Below are 19275 nucleotides of genomic sequence, written 5' to 3'. Positions count from 1 at the left end.
GAGCGGTCCAGCTTCGACGATCCGTCGCCAACTCAGCAGCCAATCGCATACGAAATCCTTTTGCGCAGCGACCTCGTGATCAAGACGAGGCGTTTTTCAACAGCCTGCTAGCGGCAGCCTTGCTTCTCCGCCCATTGCTCCTGGGCGGCGACGCGGCGCTGCACGCGTTCGACGAGGCCGGTCGAGAAGGTCCGCATGCTGATGCCGCGGCGCTTCGCGAGGATCGTTTGCGCGACATCGGTGCGCGGGTTCGACTGGCACGCCCAGTACAGCGTCATCAGCCAGCCGATGCCGGTCCACCCGAACAGCGCGTTGAACATCGCGATCGTCAGCTTGTCGTGCCGGCCGCGCCGGTCGGCAATGACGGCCGGCAGGAAATAGAGCGCGATCGCGACGACCGAACCGGCCACTTGAATCAGGACTGCATCATTCATTGTGCTGCTCCGTCCGAACTGCAATGTGGCCGATTGTCGCGCTTTTTCCGTTTGTGTGCCGGCAATTGATTGTTGCGTTTTTAATAACGATCAGCGGGCTTCGGCGTCCGCTGGCTGCAGTTCGTTGCTCAACGCGAAACCTTCGTCGAGCCAGCCCGTCACGCCGCCGATCATCAGCTTGACGGGGCGGCCGAGGCGCGCGAGTTCGATCGCCGCGCGCGCGGCGCCGTTGCAGTGCGGGCCCGCGCAGTAGACGACGAACAGCGTGCCGGCCGGATAACCGGCGAGCTTGCCCGCGACGATCTTGCGACGCGGCAGGTTGCGTGCGCCGGGCACGTGGCCGGCGGCGAACTGGTCGGGGCCGCGTACGTCGAGCAGCACGAAATCGGGCGAACCGGACGCGAGCGCGTCGTGCACGTCCCAGCAATCGGTCTCGAATCGCAGCGATGCCTCGAAATGCGCGAGGGCGGCGGGGCTGTCGGCGGCGGGCACGTCGGTGACGAAGGACATGGGCAGGCTCTCCTGGATGAACGGGCGCGGAATGTGCCGGGATGGAGGGCAGTATCGCGGTTCGGCGCGGTTCGCGGCAGTGGCGCGATCGACAAGTTCCGGTAACATCGCGCCATGCACAATCATCTCGTCGTCGCGCTCGCCTACGATCGCCTCTGCACGTTCGAATTCGGCTGCGTGGTCGAACTGTTCGCACTCGAACGCCCCGAACTCGGGGTCGACTGGTATCGCTTCGCGGTGTGCGCGAGCGAGCCGGGGCCCGTGCGCGCGGCGGGCGGCATCACGGTCGCCGCGCCGTACCGGCTCGCGACGCTCGATCGCGCGGACACCATCGTGATTCCCGGCTGGCGCGATCCGGACGAACTGCCGCCGGAGCCGCTGCTGAAGAAGCTGCGGGCCGCGCATCGGCGCGGCGCGCGGCTCTGTTCGATCTGTTCGGGCGTGTTCGTGCTGGCGGCGGCCGGCGTGCTCGACGGGCTCACCGTGACGACGCACTGGCGTTACGCGCAGCGCCTGCAGGCGCGTTACCCGGCGCTGCGCGTGAATCCCGATGCGCTGTACGTCGACGAAGGGCAGATCGTTACGTCGGCCGGTTCGGCGGCGGGGCTCGACATGCTGCTGCATCTGGTGCGCCGCGATCACGGCGGCGCCATCGCGAACCGTGTCGCGCAACGCCTCGTGCTGCCGCCGCATCGCGACGGCGGCCAGGCGCAGTTCGTGCCGCGTCCGGTCGCGCCGGGCGGCAGCGACCGGCTCGCGAAGCTGATCGACTGGATGCGCGCGCACGCGGCCGAGCCGCACACGCTCGCGTCGCTCGCCGCGCAGGCCGCGATGAGCACGCGTACGCTGCAGCGCCAATTCGCGGATGCGACGGGGATGTCGCCGCTCGCGTGGCTGATCCGCGAACGCGTGAACGTCGCGAAGGACATGCTCGAAGCGCAACCCGCGCTGCCGCTCGCGCAGGTCGCGGCGCGCGCGGGGTTCGGCTCCGAGGAATCATTGCGCCGGCATTTCCGGCGCGTCGCGGCGACGAGCCCGGCCGCGTACCGGCGCGGGATGGATCGCGGCGGAAGATAGCGGGCGCCCGACCGAGCACGCTCGGCGCGTGTTCGTATCGCGCCTGGCTTGCCGGATCCACGCGATCAGGTAAACATCGTCCTCGACTTCGACGCCGTGCGTGTCGTGCGCAAAGCCGGGGAAGCACAAGTCATACTGGGGTGCATTGGAAGTGCGCCGCCGGCGCGCGCGACAACAATTTCTTCCGAAGGGTGATTTCAATGACGATGCTGCCTTCCCGTTTGCCGCTGATCCAGGCCCCGATGGTCGGTTCGCTCGCATGCGCGGCGGGGCTGCGCGACGCGTTCCCGCAGGCCATCTGAACGCACGCGGAAGGGGCGCGGACGGCGGATCAACGGCGTATGATCTGGATTTTCGTCAGCCCGATCCAGGCCCCCACCATGACCTCCGTCGACACTACCCCCGTCCTCGACCATGACAAGCTCGTTACCTTCATCGAGCGCAAGTGGAACGATGAAATCCTCCACGCACTGACCGACTACATCGCGATCCCCGCGAAGAGCCCCGCGTTCGATCCCGACTGGGAGAAGCGCGGTTATCTCGAGCGCGTCGTCACCGATGCCGCGCAGTGGGCCGAACGCCAGCCCGTGAAAGGCCTGAAGCTCGAGATCGTGCGCTTGCCGGGCCGCACGCCGGTGATCTTCTTCGAATCGCCGGCCACGCGCTCGGGCAGTACCGACACGATCCTGCTGTACGGCCACCTCGACAAGCAGCCCGAATTCGACGGCTGGCGCGCGGACCTCGGCCCGTGGACGCCGAAGTTCGAGAACGGCAAGCTTTACGGCCGCGGCGGCGCGGACGACGGTTATGCGATCTACGCGAGCCTCGCGGCGCTCGGCGCGCTCGACGAGCAGGGCATCGAACGGCCGCGCTGCGTCGGCCTGATCGAGACCTGCGAGGAATCGGGCAGCTACGACCTGCTGCCGTATGTCGACGCGCTGCGCGGCCGGCTCGGCCAGGTGTCGCTCGTGGTGTGTCTCGATTCGGGCGCCGGCAACTACGACCAGATGTGGCTCACCACGTCGCTGCGCGGGCTCGTGTCCGGCGACCTGCAGGTCGAGGTGCTGGAAGAAGGCATCCACTCGGGCGTCTACGGCGGCATCGCGCCGTCGAGCTTCCGCGTGATGCGCCAGTTGTTCGAGCGTCTCGAGGACGCGAAGAACGGCAACCTGCTGCCGGGCGTGTTCCATTGCGAGATCCCGTCGAGCCGCGTGCGCGAAGCCGACGTGGCCGCCGCGATCCTCGGCGATGCTGTATGGAAGGGGCTGCCGTGGGCGTGCGGCGCGGACGGCAAGCCGGTGCTGCCGACCACGACCGATCCGCGCGAGGCGCTGCTGAATTCGACGTGGCGTCCGTCGCTGTCGGTGACGGGCGCGGCCGGCATGCCGGCGCTCGCCGATGCGGGCAACGCGCTGCGTCCGCGCACCGCGTTCAAGCTGTCGCTGCGTCTGCCGCCGCTCGTCGATGCCGCGCAGGCCGTGCAGCAGCTGAAGGAACTGCTCGAACTCGATCCGCCGTACAACGCGAAGGTCACGTTCAAGCCGGACGCGGGCGCCGCGACGGGCTGGAGCGCGCCGGATCTCGCGCCGTGGCTCGCGTCGTCGCTCGACGCCGCGTCGCGCCGCCATTTCGGCGCGGACTGCGCGTACATGGGCCTCGGCGGCACGATCCCGCTGATGAACGTGCTGCAGGAAGGCTTCCCGTCCGCGCAGTTCATGGTGTGCGGCGTGCTCGGGCCGAAGTCGAACGCGCACGGGCCGAACGAGTTCCTGCACGTGCCTTACGCCAAGAAGCTGACCGCGGCGGTTGCCGACGTGATCGCGACCGCGCGCTGATCGTCGCGGCCGTTCGACGTCCCGATTGCCCAACCCGATCCGACCTGACGGAACCCTGCCGATGACCGCACTGCCGACGCCCGACACCGAACCGCTGCGCATGCGCGCCGAACCGCTGCACGCGTTCGTCGCGGCACTCTGGGAACGGGCCGGCAGCAGCGAGCGCGAAGCGCGGCTCGTCGCCGATCATCTGGTCGGCGCGAATCTCGCGGGCCACGATTCGCACGGGATCGGGATGATCCCGAACTACGTCGCGTCGTGGCGGGAAGGGCAGTTGCAGCTGAACGGGCACGCGTCGATCGTCCGCGACGGCGGCGCGGTGCTGACGATCGACGGCGGGCGCGGTTTCGGCCAGGTGATCGCGTTCGAGGCGATGGTCGAGGGAATCGAGCGCGCGCGGCGCATGGGCATCTGCGCGATCGGGCTGCGCGACGTGCATCACCTCGGCCGCATCGGGCACTGGGCCGAGCAGTGCGCGCGCTCGGGGCTCGTGTCGTTCCATTTCGTCAACGTGCCGGGCGACCTGCTGGTCGCGCCGCTGCACGGCACCGATCCGCGCTTCGGCACGAACCCGTTTTGCGCCGCGTATCCGCGTGCGGGCCGGCAGCCGCTGCTGCTCGATTTCGCGACGAGCGCGATCGCATACGGCAAGACGCGCGTCGCGCACAACCAGGGCAAGCGCGTGCCGGCCGGGTCGCTGATCGACCACCGCGGCCAGCCGACCGACGATCCGGCCGTGATGCACGAGCAGCCGTTCGGTGCGCTGCTGCCGTTCGGGCTGCACAAGGGCTACGCGCTCGCGGCGATGTGCGAGATCTTCGGCGGCGCGCTCGTCGGCGGGCATACGACGTACGGCGGCACGCTGCAGAAGACGAGCGCGATCGTGAACGGGATGCTGTCGGTGCTGATCGACCCGAAAGCGTTCGACGCGGCCGATGCCGAGCGCGAAGCCGATGCGTTCGTCGCATGGGCGAAGGCGTCGCCGCAGGCGGGCGATGCGCCGGTGCAGGTGCCCGGCGAGCCGGAAGAGGCGAGCCGCGCCGCGCGCGGCGCCGGCGGCATTCCGGTCGATCGCGCGACGTGGCGGCAGATTCGCAGCAGTGCGGCGGCCGTCGGCTTCGACGACGCGGCGCTCGATGCGTGGACGCAGCGCTGTATCGGCGCCGCTTGATGGACAAGGGCGGCCGATGAGCTGGCAGGCGGACAAGGCGCATGGCGAGGAGATCGCGTACCAGATCGCGAGCCTCGGCCATATCGAAGTCACGCGTTTTTTCAGCGGTGCTGCGCTGCGGCTCGACGGCGTGATGTTCGGCTTCCTGGCGCGCGGGTCGCTGTTCCTGCGTGTGGACGACGTGAACCGTCCGGCGTTCGTCGCGGCGGGGATGGGGCCGTTCTCGTATTCGGGACGCACGCGTACCGTCGCGCTCGAGGGCTACTACGAGACGCCGGCCGACGTGCTCGAGGATGCGGGCGCGCTGTTCGACTGGTGTCGCGGCGCGTATCGCGCGGCACTGCTGGCGGGGCCGCCGAAGCGCAAGGCGAGGGCGGCGCAGAAGACAGCGCCGAAACCGGCATCGAAGGCGGCGCCGAAAGCTTCGCCGAAACCCGCGCCAAAATCGACGACGGGGCAGAAATCGAAGCCGGCATCGAAGCGGACTGCAAAGCCGTTGCCCGACATGGCGCCCAAATTGGCTTCGAAATCGTCATCGGCACGTAAGAAATCCTAGTGCCGACCACGCGAAGCAACGGCTTCGTGATTTCTGTTCTCCTTTCTTTCTCACTACTCGGTCGTCGGGCGATTCGCGCGTCGCGCGGCGGCTGCCGTACGCTCGCGCGGATGTTCGCCGCGTGTTTGCGCCAAGCCTGCGCCAGTCAATCCCGCTTATCGGCGATGGGCGCGCTCGCCGGCACCGTCGCGTCCACGCCAATGCGTCGAATATCGACGCAGCAAGGGCTACTGGCGGCAAACATGAGGGTACCGGGGCGACCGCAGATCGGGCACGCAAAAGCGTAAAGCTTGCCGCACCGCACATTCTGCATGCTTCACAACGGCGGCCCCGGCGTTTATGATCGGCGCGGATCGCGCTCGTGCCCGCGCGCGACCCGCACCGGCCTCGCCGCCGGCTCCGCGAACGGCGCATCGTACGCCGCGCGGCACGCTCCCCCACTCATCATTCCAGACGGAGACAGCCGATGCTCGTCCTGATTCTCGGTTTAGCGATCTTCCTCGGTGTGCACTCGATCCGGATCGTCGCCGACGGCTGGCGCTCCGCGATGATCGCGCGAATCGGCGAGAAAGGCTGGAAGGCCGGCTATGCGGTCGCGTCGATCGTCGGCTTCGTGCTGATCGTCCGCGGTTACGGAATCGCGCGCGAGGGCGCGGCGCTGCTGTGGGTGTCGCCCGTCGGCGTGCGCCACCTCACCGGCATGCTGACCGCAGTCGCGTTCGTGCTGATCGCCGCGTCGTATGTGCCTGCGAACCGCATCAAGACGCTCGTCGGGCATCCGATGCTGGCCGGCGTGATGGTCTGGGCGGTTGCGCACCTGCTCATGAACGGCACGGTGCACGCGGTCGTGCTGTTCGGCGCGTTCTTCGTGTGGGCGCTCGTCGATTTCGTCGTGTCGCGTACGCGCGATCGCCGCGACGGCGTTCGTTATCCGGCTGGCAAGCTGTCGGGCGACGCGGTGACGATCGTGGCCGGGCTCGTCGTGTGGGCCGTGTTCGCGCTGTTCCTGCATGGCCCGCTGATCGGCGTGCGGCCGTTCGGCTGAACGCTCGCGCCGGCCCGGACCGGCAGCCACGGCAGGAAATCGTCGAGCATCGCGCCGAGCAGGATCGCTTTGTGCCGGGCCGCGGGCGTTGAACCGGAATGACTGCCGTTGCGGCGGCAACGGTGTGCGTGTATCAGATCGGCTTGACGAACAACCCGACGGTGAGCAACGCGCCGATGCAGACGATCCCGATCCGCAGTACGCGTTCGTTCACGCGATGCAGCGCCCACGTGCCGAGCAGCCCGCCGACGATCGCGCCGCCGCCGAGCGCGAGTGCCGCGCCCCAATGCAACTGTGGCGACGTCAGGAACAGCACGACGGCCGATGCGTTCATCACGCCCGCGAGCGCGTTCTTCGTCGACATCGCGTGACGCGGCGACAGGCCGGCCATCGTCAGCGTGGCCATCATCAGGAAGCCGAGCCCGCCGCCGAAGTAGCCGCCGTAGATCGCGATCATGAACTGCGAGATCGCGGCGGGAATCGTGCCGAGGTGTGCGGTGCCTTCGCTCGGCTTGCGGAAAAAGCTGCCCCACGCGAACACGATCGTCGCGAACAGCACGAGCCACGGCACGAGGCGCGAGAAGATCGACGAAGGCGTCTTCAGCAACAGCAGCCCGCCGAGCGCGCCGCCGACGACACTGATCGCGAACAGCGCGCGAAACGACAGCTTGCCCGCGCCGCGAACCATGTTTCGGCTCGCCCAGCCCGTCGTGACCTGCGCGGGAAACAGCGCGACCGTCGACGTGATGTTTGCCGCGAGCGGCGACATGCCCGACACGATCAGCGCGGGCAGCGTGATGAACGAGCCGCCGCCCGCGAGGGTGTTCTGCAGGCCGGCCCAGAGGCCGGCGAGGATGACGAGGGCGAGCATCGGTGCGGGAGCGGGGAGGTGGCTGGGCTCGCTTGCCGGAGGGGGCAGGCGCGGCGGACGCACGATGGTAATGCAGGATCGCGGGCGCGGGAAGGAAGAACGCCGGGGGGCATCCGGGGAGCCGATGCGGAACGTCCGTCGCGCGTGGCGGGGGCGAACATGCCGGCCGGATTCGGCTTGGCGGCGGTTTCTGCCAGGAGAACGCCCGATTTAACGCTTTATCACGGTGGGCCTACCTGAAAGATGCTAAATTCGCCCGTCGATATCTCAGAAATTGGAAAGGGCAGACAGATGCTGAAGAAATTGGCCGGGATGGCAGTGGTGGTCGGTGTGACGGCGGTGGCGTCGCTGCCTGCCGTGGCAAGCGACACGAACAATGCCTTGGGCGGCGCGCTGGGTGGCGTCGCGGGCGCGGCGGTCGGCAACGCGGTCGGCGGAAGCACGGGCGCAATCATCGGCGGGGCCGTCGGCGGTGGCGCGGGCGGTGCGGTGACGTCGAACAAACGCGAACGCACGGGTGCCGTAGTCGGCGGCGCACTGGGCGGTGGCGCGGGTGCCGCTGCGGGCAACGCGATGGGCGGCACGGCCGGCAGTCTCGTCGGCGCCGCGGTGGGCGGCGGCGCGGGTGCGGCGCTGGGCGGCCACGTGTCGCGCAATAACTCGCGCTCCAACGATTACTACCGCGGCAACAAGCACAAGAACAAGAAGCGCTACAAGCACGACGACTGATCGGCGGTTCGCCGGCAAGCCGCAGTGGGGCGAGCGCACGACGGCGAAGCGCACGGCGTCGCGACGTCGTCCCGCATTTCCCCGGCGAGCGCTGATGGTGCCGGGGCAGGGCATGCCTCCGTGATCGCCATGCATGTGGCGACGGAGGCGGTCAAGCGGTCATTCCGTCTTCGGTGATCAGCGCGTTGAGCACCAGGCTCGAGATGGTGCGGTAAGCCGCGTCGAAATCGTCGCTTCCCAGCGTGCGCTTGCCGAGCACCAGCAGCATCTGGGGAGCGAAATCCGCATACGCTTGCGTGGCTGCCCAGATCAGGAAGAACAGGTGCTCCGTTTCGACCTGCCTGACCTTGCCTTCGTCGATCCAGCGTTCGAGCACCCGGATGTCGTCGCGCAACACCGGAATCAGTTGCTTGCGGATTTCCTTTCCGTAGGTCTTTGCCCCGCCGATGATTTCCAGCGCAAAAACCCGCGATCCATGCGGGCGATTTCTGGAGAATTCGAGCTTGGCCCGGATATAGGCCGACATCGCTTCCGCGGGCTCGCGACTGGGCGCCGCAAACTCCCGCATCCTGCCCAGCCAGTCGCGCAATACGTCGTCCAGCACGCGTTTGTAAAGCGCCAATTTCGTGGGGAAGTAGTACATCAGGTTCTGCTTCGACAAGCCGGCGGCCGCCGCGATCTTCGCAACGGAACTCCCCTCGAAGCCGTACGTGGAAAACGATTCTTCGGCAGCGGCGAGAATGGCCGCCTCGAGCGTGTCGCGCAGCGCTTCCCGCCGGCCGTGGTGCCGGGCGGGCGTTCCTGCAATCGGTTCGGACGGGTTCATCGCTTTTCTTCCGCCAGCATGTCGGACCAGCGTTGTCGTTGCCCGCTCAACGCGTGCCCGCTTCAGGATAGGTGATGCGTTCAGGCGCGCGCTGCATGATGACCTTCCCGGCGCGGAGCGACATTCGCACCTTTGCCTGTTTGCGTATCACTTCATAGTCGCAATCGGCATCGAGGATCAGCAGATTGGCCGGCCGCCCGACGGCGATGCCATAACGGTCGCCCAGCGACATCGCATGTGCGCTGTGCTCCGTGACGAAGTCGAGGCATCGCTGCAGGTCGTCATAACCGAGCATGTGACACACGTGCAGGCCGACGTCGAGGATGCGCAGGATGTTGCCGTTGCCGACGGGATACCACGGATCCTTGATCGAATCCTGTCCGACGCACACGTTGATGCCGGCGCGATCGAGTTCCGCCACCCGCGTAATGCCGCGTCGTTTCGGGAAGGTGTCGAAACGTCCTTGCAGGTGGATGCTTTCGGTCGGACACGATACAAAATGGATTCCCGACCGTTTCAGCAAGCGGAACAGCTTCGAGCAATAAGCGTTGTCGTAGGAACCCATGGCGGTCGTGTGGCTGGCGGTGACGCGCGCGCCCATCCCGCGAACCCGCGCTTCCTCGGCGAGCACCTCCAGGAAGCGCGAATGCGGATCGTCAGTCTCGTCGCAATGGACATCGACCAGACAGCCTTTGCGTTCCGCGAGATCCATCAGGAACTTGATGGAACTCACACCCTGATCGCGGGTGTTCTCGAAATGCGGAATACCGCCGACGACGTCGGCGCCCATTTCGATCGCGCGCTCCATCAGCGCACGTCCGTTCTCGAACGATTCGATGCCTTCCTGAGGGAAGGCGACGATCTGCAGGTCGATCAGATCGCGCGCCTCGTCCCTGACCTCGAGCATCGCCTTCAATGCGGCAAGCGTGTGATCGGTGACGTCCACATGCGTGCGCACGTGCTGGATGCCGTTGTCGCGCAGCATCCCGATCGTGGTGTGGGCGCGGGCTTTCGTATCGTCATGCGTAATCGTGGCCTTGCGCTGGCCCCACCGCTCGATGCCTTCGAACAGCGTGCCGCTCATGTTCCACTCGGGCTCGCCGGCGGTCAGCGTCGCATCCAGATGGATATGCGGCTCGACCAGCGGCGGGATGACGAGATTGCTGCCTGCATCGATGACGTCGTCTCCTGGCGGCGTCAGCTGCGACGGCTGGAGGTCGATGCCGCGAATCGTGTCCGTATCGATGTCTATCGTGAAGAGGCCGCTATGGCCGCGCAATCTGGCGTTGACGATTTTCATGAGGATTCCTTTTGTTTGTGGGGGCCGGGCGGGCGTGAAGCGAAATCATTCACCCTGGACGGACGGTTCGCGGGAGAACGCACGGGAAATCTGCAGCAGCGCGATGTAGGCGGCGGCGGACGCCGCGATGCCGACGATCGGTGCGATCCACGGCGATGTATAGGCGAGTATGGCGCCGATCGCATACGCGGCCAGACCGACCGGATTGAAGCGCGGCAGGCGGGCGGTGGCAAGCGACGGGTATGTCCCGCGATGGCGGTACCAGTAGTCCGCCATGATCACGCCGCCGACGGGAGGAATGATCGAGCCGAGCAGCACCAGGAACGGGATCAGCAACTCGTACATCCCGCCGACCGCGAGCACGATGCCGATCGCCGCGCCCACCAGTACGAGCGCGCGGCGCCGTTCGGTGCGCAGCAGATGGCATCCGGCGGCCGCCACGTTGTACATCGTCGGCCCCTGGATGGTCCAGAGATTGAGGCACAGCATCACGACCGCTGCGATCGACAGGCCTTGCAGCATCATCACCTCGACGATGTCGGCTTGCTGATAGACGATTGCACAGTATGCGCCCGCGACGATCATCAGGCCGTTGCCCGCGAAGAATCCGATCATGCTTGCCCACACGGCACTGCGCGCGCTGCGTGCGAGGCGCGTCCAGTTGGTTGCCTGGGTGGCGCCGCTGGCAAAGGTGCCGATTACCATCGTCACGGCCGCCGAGAACTGCATCGGATGAGACGGCACGACGTGCGTGAGGCCGGCCCAGCCGCCGATATCGCGGGTGGCGATCCACATCGACGTCATCAGAAGCACGAACATCAACGGCACGGAGACGCGCGACAGCACATCCATGCCGCGATATCCGATGATGGCCGTGATGGAAAATCCGAAGCCGAAGAGGATCATCAGCGGCGTGGTAACGGAGGCCGGCCACCCAAGCAGCTTGACCAATACGATGGCCACCGTTGCGGTTCCCCATGCGTACCAGCCGAGTTCGGCGAAGCCGAGCAGAAAATCGGACAGCTTGCTACCGATTTCCCCGAAGCAGAATCGCCCCATCAGCACGGCATTCAGGCCGCTGCGCGCGGCAATCAGCGCAAGCGACGCCGCATAGGCGGCGAGCAACAGGTTTCCGATCACGGCGATCTGGATCATGCCGACGACGTCGAAGGCGACACCGATCTTGCCGCCGGCAAACATCGTTCCCGTGAAGAACGTGAAACTCAACAACACCATCGTGATCGACAGGAACCCGGTGCGTTTCTCGAGCGGGACTTCGCTTAGCGAGAATTCTCCGTGATCCGTTTCGTCCGTCGGGCGTGAATCCTGGTTCGTGGGCATCTTGTCTCCCGGTCAGCGATTGGCTGGGTCTGAAAGGGTTTGCGGGGCTGTGCCTGGATGGGTGATGCGCTGTATCAGCGTGTCATTCTCTCCGGCCAAAATTTTGACGAGGGTAAAAATTTGAGTCGGCGACAGACGAAAACAGGGAAACATGACTGTTGCTTCAGAATCCGGAAAAAATTGTACGTTACGTTGGCTCACCCCTTGGGGTGCGAAGTGCTTACGTGCAAATCAACACGGAGAGCGAAACAAAGTGGGGGGCTTTTCAATTTCCTGAGGATGCCGTTCGGCACTCGCGGAAAGCCGCGCCCGTGGCTCATTTCCGTGAACAGTATCGTCCCGGTTAGATGGCGTTTCATGATCGATGGGCTGCTGGGCGTGCCTTGGCAAGCGGCCGCGCAGGCACGCATGATCGGGCAGTTCGCGCGGATGGGCCGGCCGGCCGCGCCGGTCGAGATAGGCCGGTGCCGCGGCGGTTGCGCGGCGTTGCGGGCGCGGGCCGATCGGCACGGCGATCATGTCCTGTTCGAGGCGTTCGTCGTAGCGAATGCCGGCATCGCAGCCGGCCGCGAGGATATCGACGAAGCTTGCCGCCGGCCTGTAGTCCGTCGATGCAGTACGCGTACGCCTTCAGGTTGTCGAGCGTCCGGCCTCAAGCAGCAAGCAGCCCGCGCGCGGCCAGATTCGCATACAGCGCGCGCACGCCGAAGGTCCACGGCGCGATCTCCGTGCAAAGCCGCACGGTATTGACGAGCGCGCCGAGCGCGGGCGTGGAGATGGTCACGCGGTCGCCCAGGTGATGCGTGAATCCGCCGCCGGGCGCGTCGCGATCCTGGATCGGCGAGAACATCGTGCCGAGAAACAGCATGAAGCCGTCCGGATACTGGTGATGCGCGCCGCTAGTCTGCGCGACGAGGTCGGCCGGGTCGCGGCTGATCTCGCGCATGTGGCTGATGCCGTCGAGGACGAAGCCGTCGTCCGCGCCTTCGACGCGCAGCGACACGCTGGCCTGCCGTACGCTGTCCAGCGTGAAGCCGTCGTCGAACAGCCGCACGAACGGGCCGATCGCGCACGAGCCGTTGTTGTCCTTGCATTTGCCGAGCAACAGTGCCGAGCGGCCTTCGATGTCGCGCAGGTTCACGTCGTTGCCGAGCGTGGCGCCCACCGGCCTGCCGTTGCTGTCCACCGCCAGCACGATTTCCGGTTCCGGGTTGTTCCAGACCGACACGGGCAACAGACCCACGTCCGCGCCGAAGCCCACTGCGGACATCGGCTGGGATTTGGAAAACACCTCGGCATCCGGGCCGATTCCGACTTCCATGTATTGCGACCACGCGCCGCGGCGCTCGAGTTCGGCCTTCAGGCGCATGGCGGCTTCCGAACCGGGCACGATCCTGGACAGGTCGGTACCGATGGTCGCGGCGATGGTTTCGCGCACGATCCGCGCTTTGGCAGGATCGCCGCCGGCCTGTTCCTCGATCACGCGTTCGATCAGGCTGACGGCGAAGGTGACGCCGCAAGCCTTGATGGCCTGCACGTCGCAAGGGGCGAGCAGATGCGTGGCGCCGGACGCGCCGTCGAGCGCCGCCTGCAGCAGCGGTTCGACGCGGCCGAGCGACTCGCCGGGGGCGGTGCCTGCGATGGCGATCGCGTCGGGGCGGTCGAACAGGTCCGCGGTGGTCGGCACGGTGCGCGTGATGTCGAACATCTCGCCGCCGCGCACGGCGACGACGCTCGGCCCCGCATGGGTACCATCGTGCCGCCACACACGGCCGATCAGCAGGGCCTGCGCAAGGTCGTGCGGCAGGCAGTCGGAAACGGAAAGAGTACGCATGGTCAGCTCGGCAGGAGTCGTGGTCGGTTGGATCAGTGCGAATGGCGCGGGTTGCCGCGTTGCTCGATCACCTTCAGGTACAGCGTGGCCGGTTCGAGGCAGCCGCCGGTGGACAACTGGCCCACGAACCGGCGGTAGAGTTCCTGCCAGGGCGTTTGTGCCTGCGGCACCGTGAAGCTTGCCGTCTCGCGGCGGCGCGCGAGTTCGCCTTCGTCGACGAGCACGTCGACGCTGCGGCGATTCAGGTCCACGCGAATGCGGTCGTTCGTGCGCAGCAGGGCCAGGCCGCCGCCGACCGCAGCTTCCGGCGTCATGTTCAGGATCGACGGGCTGGCCGACGTGCCGCTCTGGCGCCCGTCGCCCATGCAGGGCAGCGACGTCACGCCGCGCTTCACCAGATCGGCAGGTGGCGCCATGTTGACGACTTCCGAACTGCCCGGGTAGCCGACCGTGCCGCAGCCGCGGATCACCAGGATGCAGCGCTCGTCGATGTTGAGCGCGGGGTCGTTGATGCGGGCGTGGTAGTCCTCGGGGCCGTCGAACACGATCGCGCGCGCCTCGAACGTGTTCTCCGCGCCCGGCTCGGCAAGATAGGTCTGGCGGAAGGCGTCGCCCACCACCGACATCTTCATGATGGCGCTGTCGAAGAAGTTGCCCGACAGCACCATGAAGCCCGCGCCATGCTTGAGCGGCGCGTCGGGCGTACGGATCACGTCGCGGTCGGCGTCCTGCGCGGTGTCGGCGATCTCGCCGATCGCGCGGCCGGACACGGTCAGGCAGTCGCGCCGCAGCAGGCCGGCCGCATCGAGCTGGCGCAACACGGCGGGTACGCCGCCGGCGCGGTGAAAGCTCTCCCCGAGGTATTCGCCGGCCGGCATGCAGTTGACGAGTAGCGGCACGGATTCACCCAGGCGCTGCCAGTCGTCCAGGTTCAGTTCCACGCCCATGTGGCGGGCAATGGCGATCAGGTGCGGCGGGCAGTTGGTCGATGCGCCGAGCGCGGAGGCGACGACGACGGCATTCTCGAACGCCGCGCGCGTCATGATCCTCGACGGGCGCAGATCGTCGCGAACGAGTTCGACCGCGCGCTTGCCGGTGGCGTAAGCCATTTGCCCGCGCTCGCGATAGGCGGCGGGAATGCTCGCGCAGCCCGGCAGCGACATGCCCAGCGCCTCGGCCAGACTGTTCATCGACAGTGCCGTGCCCATGGTATTGCAGTGGCCGATCGACGGCGACGATGCCGTGGTCAGCTGCATGAACCCTTCGTAGTCGATCTCGCCGGCAGCGAGCAGGTTGCGGGCATGCCAGATCACGGTGCCCGAGCCGACGCGCTTGCCCGCGTGCCAGCCGTCGAGCATCGGTCCGCCCGACAGCACGATGGCGGGCATGTCGACGGTGGCTGCGGCCATCAGGCAGGCGGGGGTGGTCTTGTCGCAGCCGGTCGTCAGCACCACACCGTCCAGCGGAAAGCCATGCAGCACTTCCACGAGCCCGAGGTAGGCCAGGTTGCGGTCGAGCGCGGCCGTGGGCCGGCGGCTTTGCTCGGCCAGCGGATGCACGGGGAATTCCATCGGAATGCCGCCCGCGTCGCGAATGCCTGCCTTGGTGCGCTCGGCCAGTTCGATGTGGTGGCGGTTGCAGGGCGCCAGGTCGCTGCCCGTCTGCGCAATGCCGATGACGGGGCGGCCCGACTGCAGTTCCTCGCGCGTCAGCCCGTAGTTCATGAAGCGCTCGACGTAGAGCGCGGTCATGTCCGCGTGCGCAGGATCGTCGAACCACTCCTGGCTGCGCAGGCGGCGAGGGATTTGTGACATGGCGGGCTGTCTCCGAAGGGGGCCGTTTTCGGTTATGCGTGCCGGATAGTTACCGGTAACATTTCAATGGATGTTAGCACGGGGGTTTTGCGTGGCGGAAGGGAATTTTGCGTGCGAGCAGCGGAAGGGGCGGGGGGGCGCGTGCTGCCGCGGCGGCGCGTCCGTCCGGCATCGGCGCACACCGATGCGTGCGGCGGCCGATGCGCCCGGTCAGTGTGTCACGCGCTTTGCCGCGCGACGATCGTGTAGTCGATGCGGATGCTGTGAGGCTCGGCGCGTTCGCCGTCGTCGCGCGCCTGCAGCGCCTCCAGCAACGCCTGGCCGGTGCGCAGCCCGATGCCGTATGCGTCGACCGACACGGTGGTGATGGTCGGGTGGCAGCACGTCGCCACTTCGAAGTTCCCGAAGCCGGCCACTGCGATGTCCGCGGGCACGGACAGGCCGCGCCGGTGGCATTCCATGATCGCGCCGAACGCAGACATGTCGCTCACGCACATCACGGCATCGGTGTCCGGCCACTGCGCCAGCAGCGCGGCCATTGCGGGCCCGCCGTGGCTCATGGTGATCGGCGATTCACCGAGCCGGACGATGCGCGGCTCGCCCAGCCGCGATGCCTTGATTTCCGCCTGGTAGCCCTTGAGGCGATCGAGGCCGCGCCGATCCAGTTCGCTCGCGCCGCCGAGAAAGCCGATGCGCCGGTAACCCCGATCGGCCAGATGCCGCACCATCGCACGCGCGGCGCGTACGTTGGAGAAGCCCACGGCGGTGTCGATGGGGCGCGTGGGCAGGTCCCACATCTCGACCACGGGAATGTCCAAGCGCTCGAGCACCTTGTGCGTCGCATCGGTGTGCTGTGCACCGGTCAGCGCGATGCAGCGCGGCTGGTGACGCAGCATCGAACGCACCAGCCGTTCCTCGCGCTCCAGGTCGTAGTCGGTGTCGCCGAGCAGCAGTTGCAGGCCGTGCGGTTCGAGTGCGTCGGTCAGGCCGCGCACGGTGTCCGAGAAGTTGGAGCTCGACAGCGACGGCACCAGCACCGCGACGAATTCCGACCGCCCCGACGACAGCGCCCCGGCGGCAGCATCGGCCACGTAGCCGAGCTGATCGATCGCGCGGCAGACCCGTTCGCGCGTCTCGGCGGCCACGCCGTGGCCGGCAAGCACGCGCGACACGGTCATCTTCGATACGCCAGCGAGGCGCGCTACATCGGACATGCGGGGCGGTCCGGCAGGCCGGACGGCGGTGGGGCTGGGCATCGGAATCGCGATCGGGAAAGCCTGTAAAGGCTACATCATACCGGTGCGGCATACCGCGCCGGTCGCCTGCGGCGCACTAGGGTAACCACTCGTTCGTCGGGGCTTGAACGCGCCTGTCGCAGCATGCTACCTTTGTTTTGTTACCGGTATCAGATCACCGGCCGCTCCCGTCGCCTCGCAGGCGTTTTTTTTGCGACGGAATGTTATCGGTAACATTCGTGCATCCGGAACACGCCGGTACGAAGAAGACCTACACGATCAGGAGACAAACCGATGCCATCCATCACGCAGACCGCTGCCGCACCGGCCGCGGCCGATTCGTCCGAGGACGCCCTCTATCGCAAGGTCATGCGGCACATCCTTCCGTTGCTGCTGCTCTGCTATGTCGTGGCCTACCTGGACCGCGTCAACGTGGGCTTCGCGAAGCTGCAGATGCTCGACGACCTGGGCCTGAGCGACAGCGTCTATGCGCTCGGCGCCAGCGTTTTCTTCTGGGGTTATTTCCTGTTCGAGATGCCCAGCAACCTGTTGCTGCACCGCTACGGCGCGCGCTTCTGGATCGCGCGGATCATGATCACGTGGGGCATCGTGTCGTCGTCGATGGCCTTCATCGTGCCGCTCGCACAGTTCTTCCACGTGCAGACGTCCACCATGTTCTACACGCTGCGCTTCCTGCTGGGCCTGTGCGAAGCCGGTTTTTTCCCGGGCGTCATCCTGTACATGAACTACTGGTTCCCGGCGCGTCGCCAGAGCGTGGCCATGTCGGGTTTCCTGGTCGCGATCCCGTTGAGCCTGACGCTGGGCAGCGTGGTTTCCGGGTGGCTGATGGAGCAGACGCACGGTTTGTCGGGCATGAGCGGCTGGCAATGGATGCTGCTGCTCGAAGGGCTGCCGTCGATCGTGGTGGCGTTCATCGTGCTGGCCTGCCTCGGCGACGGGCCGCAGTCGGCGAAGTGGCTGTCCGCCGACGAAAAGGCGGTGCTGTCGCGCAACCTCGAATCCGAGGCAGCGCACAAGTCGCACAGCATCGGCGCCGCGCTGCGCAGCCCGCGTGTCTGGCTGCTCACCTTCATCCTTCTCACGTTCAATACCGGCTTCTACGGGCTCGCCTTCTGGCTGCCGTCGATCATCCGTGCTTCGGGCGTGCGCAGCCCGCTGCACATCGGCCTGCTGACCGCCATTCCGTACCTGACGGCAATCTTCGCGATGGTGTGGAACGCCTCGCACTCGCGCAAGACCGGCGAACGTCGCCTGCATGCGGCGATTCCCGCGCTGATCGGCGGTATCGGCCTGATCTCGAGCGCGGCGTGCGCACATAACGTGGCGCTGTCGATCCTGTTCCTGACCATCGCGACGTGCGGGATCCTTGCGCTGATGCCGATCTACTGGACCTTTCCCGGGCAGATCCTGTCCGGCACGGCCGCGGCCGCCGGCATTGCGTTGATCAACTCGGTGGGGAACCTGTCCGGCTTCACGGGTTCGATGATCACCGGCATCGCGAAGGAAATGACCGGCAACATCAACAACGGAACTTACGCACTGGGCGCCTGCCTGCTGGTCAGTTGCGTGCTGATCGCGTTGATTCCGCGCGGCATCCTGCAGCCGCCGGCCGGGCGGTAGGCCGTTCGCACTCCGTCGCGTCGCGGGCTTTCGCATCGTGCGGCCCGCCCCAGGACGAGGAAGGCGACGTACGACACACGCACTGCCGACGTCACGATATCGAACCCGAGCCGTGAAACGGCGCCGGCGGGGGCCGCGCACGCGCGTCGCCGCGATCATTTCCTGCACGAGGAACGCGTCCGGCGCAAAACCGGCGCCGATCTCGACATCGGCACGCATGCGTTCGAGCCGCTCGCCGATCGCATCGGCATGCACGCCGACCGCGCCGCCGCCGATGTGGCTCTTGTGCGTGACGCGGTTCGATAGCAATTTCAGCACCACGCGATCGCCGAAGTGCCGTGCCGCCTGCCCGGCGTCCGCTGCGTTGCGCACGACGCGGTCGCGCACCGGTGTCACGCCGAAGCGCGCGAACAGCGCCTTCGCCTGCGCTTCGTCGAGCGGCCCGCACGGCAGGTCCTGGACGTCGATGCCGGTTGCCGCAGCAGTCGCGTCGGCCATGGGCGCCGCAACGCGCATGCGCACCGGCGGCCGGCGTCCATGCGCGCGACCTCGGGGTTGACGAGATCGGCGGCGAGTGCAACGAGCGCATTGTTGGACGTTTCGACGGTCCGCGCGATCTCGCTGACCAGGACGGCGGCGACGTTGCGGGACGTCTCGTGCGCATGCTCGACGACTTCGCTTCGCGCGGCCCACAGCGTCACCGCACTGATGCCAGGCGGCGTGTCGTTCGGGTCGTCGACGGCTTTGTCCTCGTGATCGAACCGGAACAGCGCGGCGACCGGGCCGAAAGTTTATTCGCAGGTCAGTTGCACGAGGTCTTGAATCCATGACGAAAAACGGCAAGGATAACGCCCGCGAAATATATCGCTGGCACGATAGTTAACAGACCTGACAAAGTCCTTGCAGCGGAACCGAAACGACCGAATGCATCGACCTCGCGGATTGCTCGTGAGAACGGCCTGAACGTCAATATGGTTTGCGAATGGCGGCAGCGATAGCTAAAAGAGTTGCCATCGACAAACCCCCCGCCGAACACGCGAATCTGGATCGCAGCGG

Annotated in this window: 16 protein-coding genes and 3 pseudogenes; 7 read left to right on the top strand and 12 right to left on the bottom strand. The window is 66.8% G+C overall.

Annotated elements, in window-relative coordinates; all coding sequences use genetic code 11:
• Nucleotides 1-107: 107 nt before the first annotated feature.
• Together ACNQQL_RS25495 and ACNQQL_RS25490 are read right to left on the bottom strand one after the other, a co-directional pair.
• A complete protein-coding gene (locus ACNQQL_RS25495) occupies nucleotides 108-434 on the bottom strand; it encodes a superinfection immunity protein (protein ID WP_347066548.1) in 327 nt (108 codons plus the stop codon).
• Between the two features lie 90 nt (nucleotides 435-524).
• A complete protein-coding gene (locus tag ACNQQL_RS25490) occupies nucleotides 525-944 on the bottom strand; it encodes a rhodanese-like domain-containing protein (RefSeq protein WP_347066546.1) in 420 nt (139 codons plus the stop codon).
• 114 nt (nucleotides 945-1058) lie between these two features.
• Between ACNQQL_RS25490 and ftrA the strand changes: the two genes are divergently transcribed.
• From ftrA to ACNQQL_RS25465, 5 genes are all read left to right on the top strand, one after another.
• Nucleotides 1059-2021 carry a transcriptional regulator FtrA gene (gene ftrA / locus ACNQQL_RS25485; protein ID WP_072444261.1) on the top strand — a complete coding sequence of 321 codons (963 nt, stop codon included), beginning with the start codon at nucleotides 1059-1061 and terminating at the stop codon, nucleotides 2019-2021.
• Between the two features lie 380 nt (nucleotides 2022-2401).
• Nucleotides 2402-3856 (top strand): M20 family metallopeptidase, encoded by a 1455-nt coding sequence (locus tag ACNQQL_RS25480; RefSeq protein WP_347066544.1) that lies wholly within the window; start codon nucleotides 2402-2404, stop codon nucleotides 3854-3856.
• 61 nt (nucleotides 3857-3917) lie between these two features.
• Nucleotides 3918-5027, top strand: coding sequence for a malate/lactate/ureidoglycolate dehydrogenase (locus ACNQQL_RS25475; protein ID WP_347066542.1), 1110 nt, complete (start codon nucleotides 3918-3920; stop codon nucleotides 5025-5027).
• A 16-nt stretch (nucleotides 5028-5043) separates the two neighbouring features.
• Nucleotides 5044-5583, top strand: a complete 540-nt coding sequence (locus ACNQQL_RS25470) for a TfoX/Sxy family protein (RefSeq protein WP_347066540.1) — start codon at nucleotides 5044-5046, stop codon at nucleotides 5581-5583.
• A 466-nt stretch (nucleotides 5584-6049) separates the two neighbouring features.
• Entirely contained in the window at nucleotides 6050-6628 is a 579-nt protein-coding gene (locus ACNQQL_RS25465; RefSeq protein WP_347066538.1) for an NnrU family protein, read from the top strand.
• Between the two features lie 133 nt (nucleotides 6629-6761).
• Here the strand turns inward: ACNQQL_RS25465 and ACNQQL_RS25460 are convergent, their stop codons facing one another.
• Nucleotides 6762-7499 carry a sulfite exporter TauE/SafE family protein gene (locus tag ACNQQL_RS25460; protein ID WP_072444249.1) on the bottom strand — a complete coding sequence of 246 codons (738 nt, stop codon included), beginning with the start codon at nucleotides 7497-7499 and terminating at the stop codon, nucleotides 6762-6764.
• A gap of 291 nt (nucleotides 7500-7790) precedes the next feature.
• Between ACNQQL_RS25460 and ACNQQL_RS25455 the strand changes: the two genes are divergently transcribed.
• A complete protein-coding gene (locus ACNQQL_RS25455; protein WP_072444247.1) occupies nucleotides 7791-8228 on the top strand; it encodes a hypothetical protein in 438 nt (145 codons plus the stop codon).
• 151 nt (nucleotides 8229-8379) lie between these two features.
• On the opposite strand, the gene ACNQQL_RS25450 is transcribed toward ACNQQL_RS25455, so the two are convergent.
• The 7 genes and pseudogenes from ACNQQL_RS25450 to ACNQQL_RS25420 form a co-directional block, all read right to left on the bottom strand.
• A complete protein-coding gene (locus ACNQQL_RS25450; protein ID WP_347066536.1) occupies nucleotides 8380-9054 on the bottom strand; it encodes a TetR/AcrR family transcriptional regulator in 675 nt (224 codons plus the stop codon).
• Nucleotides 9055-9100: 46 nt separating this feature from the next.
• Entirely contained in the window at nucleotides 9101-10354 is a 1254-nt protein-coding gene (codA, locus tag ACNQQL_RS25445; RefSeq protein ID WP_347066534.1) for a cytosine deaminase, read from the bottom strand.
• 45 nt (nucleotides 10355-10399) lie between these two features.
• On the bottom strand, nucleotides 10400-11695 hold the full coding sequence (codB, locus tag ACNQQL_RS25440; protein ID WP_347066532.1) for a cytosine permease: 1296 nt from the start codon (nucleotides 11693-11695) through the stop codon (nucleotides 10400-10402).
• A gap of 306 nt (nucleotides 11696-12001) precedes the next feature.
• A pseudogene (locus ACNQQL_RS25435) lies at nucleotides 12002-12283 on the bottom strand (LysR family transcriptional regulator); the annotation flags it as partial.
• A 64-nt stretch (nucleotides 12284-12347) separates the two neighbouring features.
• On the bottom strand, nucleotides 12348-13529 hold the full coding sequence (locus tag ACNQQL_RS25430; RefSeq protein ID WP_347066530.1) for a fumarylacetoacetate hydrolase family protein: 1182 nt from the start codon (nucleotides 13527-13529) through the stop codon (nucleotides 12348-12350).
• A 32-nt stretch (nucleotides 13530-13561) separates the two neighbouring features.
• Complete coding sequence (locus tag ACNQQL_RS25425) at nucleotides 13562-15343, bottom strand: IlvD/Edd family dehydratase (protein ID WP_347066528.1); 1782 nt, start codon at nucleotides 15341-15343, stop codon at nucleotides 13562-13564.
• Nucleotides 15344-15561: 218 nt separating this feature from the next.
• A complete protein-coding gene (locus ACNQQL_RS25420; protein WP_347066526.1) occupies nucleotides 15562-16599 on the bottom strand; it encodes a LacI family DNA-binding transcriptional regulator in 1038 nt (345 codons plus the stop codon).
• Between the two features lie 273 nt (nucleotides 16600-16872).
• On the opposite strand from ACNQQL_RS25420, the gene ACNQQL_RS25415 reads away from it, so the two are divergent.
• Nucleotides 16873-18219 carry an MFS transporter gene (locus tag ACNQQL_RS25415; protein ID WP_347066524.1) on the top strand — a complete coding sequence of 449 codons (1347 nt, stop codon included), beginning with the start codon at nucleotides 16873-16875 and terminating at the stop codon, nucleotides 18217-18219.
• Nucleotides 18220-18381: 162 nt separating this feature from the next.
• Here the strand turns inward: ACNQQL_RS25415 and ACNQQL_RS25410 are convergent.
• Both ACNQQL_RS25410 and ACNQQL_RS25405 read right to left on the bottom strand, forming a co-directional pair.
• Nucleotides 18382-18717, bottom strand: a pseudogene (locus tag ACNQQL_RS25410) (acetate--CoA ligase family protein); the annotation flags it as partial.
• Between the two features lie 23 nt (nucleotides 18718-18740).
• A pseudogene (locus ACNQQL_RS25405) lies at nucleotides 18741-18989 on the bottom strand (hypothetical protein); the annotation flags it as partial.
• Nucleotides 18990-19275: the final 286 nt, after the last annotated feature.

Origin of the sequence: Burkholderia sp. LFS061 (assembly GCF_047978125.1) — a bacterium.
GTDB lineage: Bacteria > Pseudomonadota > Gammaproteobacteria > Burkholderiales > Burkholderiaceae > Burkholderia > Burkholderia pyrrocinia_C.
Note: the sequence above shows the minus strand (reverse complement) of the source record. Positions and strands in the feature narration are given on the sequence as shown.

What these genes read in the sequence shown, in the direction of transcription:
- ACNQQL_RS25480 (WP_347066544.1), top strand. Translation starts at nt 2,402, where the DNA reads ATGACCTCCGTCGACACTACCCCCGTCCTCGACCATGACAAGCTCGTT.
- ACNQQL_RS25450 (WP_347066536.1), bottom strand. Translation starts at nt 9,054, where the DNA reads ATGAACCCGTCCGAACCGATTGCAGGAACGCCCGCCCGGCACCACGGC.
- ftrA (WP_072444261.1), top strand. Translation starts at nt 1,059, where the DNA reads ATGCACAATCATCTCGTCGTCGCGCTCGCCTACGATCGCCTCTGCACG.
- ACNQQL_RS25455 (WP_072444247.1), top strand. Translation starts at nt 7,791, where the DNA reads ATGCTGAAGAAATTGGCCGGGATGGCAGTGGTGGTCGGTGTGACGGCG.
- ACNQQL_RS25415 (WP_347066524.1), top strand. Translation starts at nt 16,873, where the DNA reads ATGCCATCCATCACGCAGACCGCTGCCGCACCGGCCGCGGCCGATTCG.
- ACNQQL_RS25420 (WP_347066526.1), bottom strand. Translation starts at nt 16,599, where the DNA reads ATGCCCAGCCCCACCGCCGTCCGGCCTGCCGGACCGCCCCGCATGTCC.
- ACNQQL_RS25495 (WP_347066548.1), bottom strand. Translation starts at nt 434, where the DNA reads ATGAATGATGCAGTCCTGATTCAAGTGGCCGGTTCGGTCGTCGCGATC.
- ACNQQL_RS25475 (WP_347066542.1), top strand. Translation starts at nt 3,918, where the DNA reads ATGACCGCACTGCCGACGCCCGACACCGAACCGCTGCGCATGCGCGCC.
- codA (WP_347066534.1), bottom strand. Translation starts at nt 10,354, where the DNA reads ATGAAAATCGTCAACGCCAGATTGCGCGGCCATAGCGGCCTCTTCACG.
- ACNQQL_RS25425 (WP_347066528.1), bottom strand. Translation starts at nt 15,343, where the DNA reads ATGTCACAAATCCCTCGCCGCCTGCGCAGCCAGGAGTGGTTCGACGAT.
- ACNQQL_RS25430 (WP_347066530.1), bottom strand. Translation starts at nt 13,529, where the DNA reads ATGCGTACTCTTTCCGTTTCCGACTGCCTGCCGCACGACCTTGCGCAG.
- ACNQQL_RS25460 (WP_072444249.1), bottom strand. Translation starts at nt 7,499, where the DNA reads ATGCTCGCCCTCGTCATCCTCGCCGGCCTCTGGGCCGGCCTGCAGAAC.
- codB (WP_347066532.1), bottom strand. Translation starts at nt 11,695, where the DNA reads ATGCCCACGAACCAGGATTCACGCCCGACGGACGAAACGGATCACGGA.
- ACNQQL_RS25470 (WP_347066540.1), top strand. Translation starts at nt 5,044, where the DNA reads ATGAGCTGGCAGGCGGACAAGGCGCATGGCGAGGAGATCGCGTACCAG.
- ACNQQL_RS25490 (WP_347066546.1), bottom strand. Translation starts at nt 944, where the DNA reads ATGTCCTTCGTCACCGACGTGCCCGCCGCCGACAGCCCCGCCGCCCTC.
- ACNQQL_RS25465 (WP_347066538.1), top strand. Translation starts at nt 6,050, where the DNA reads ATGCTCGTCCTGATTCTCGGTTTAGCGATCTTCCTCGGTGTGCACTCG.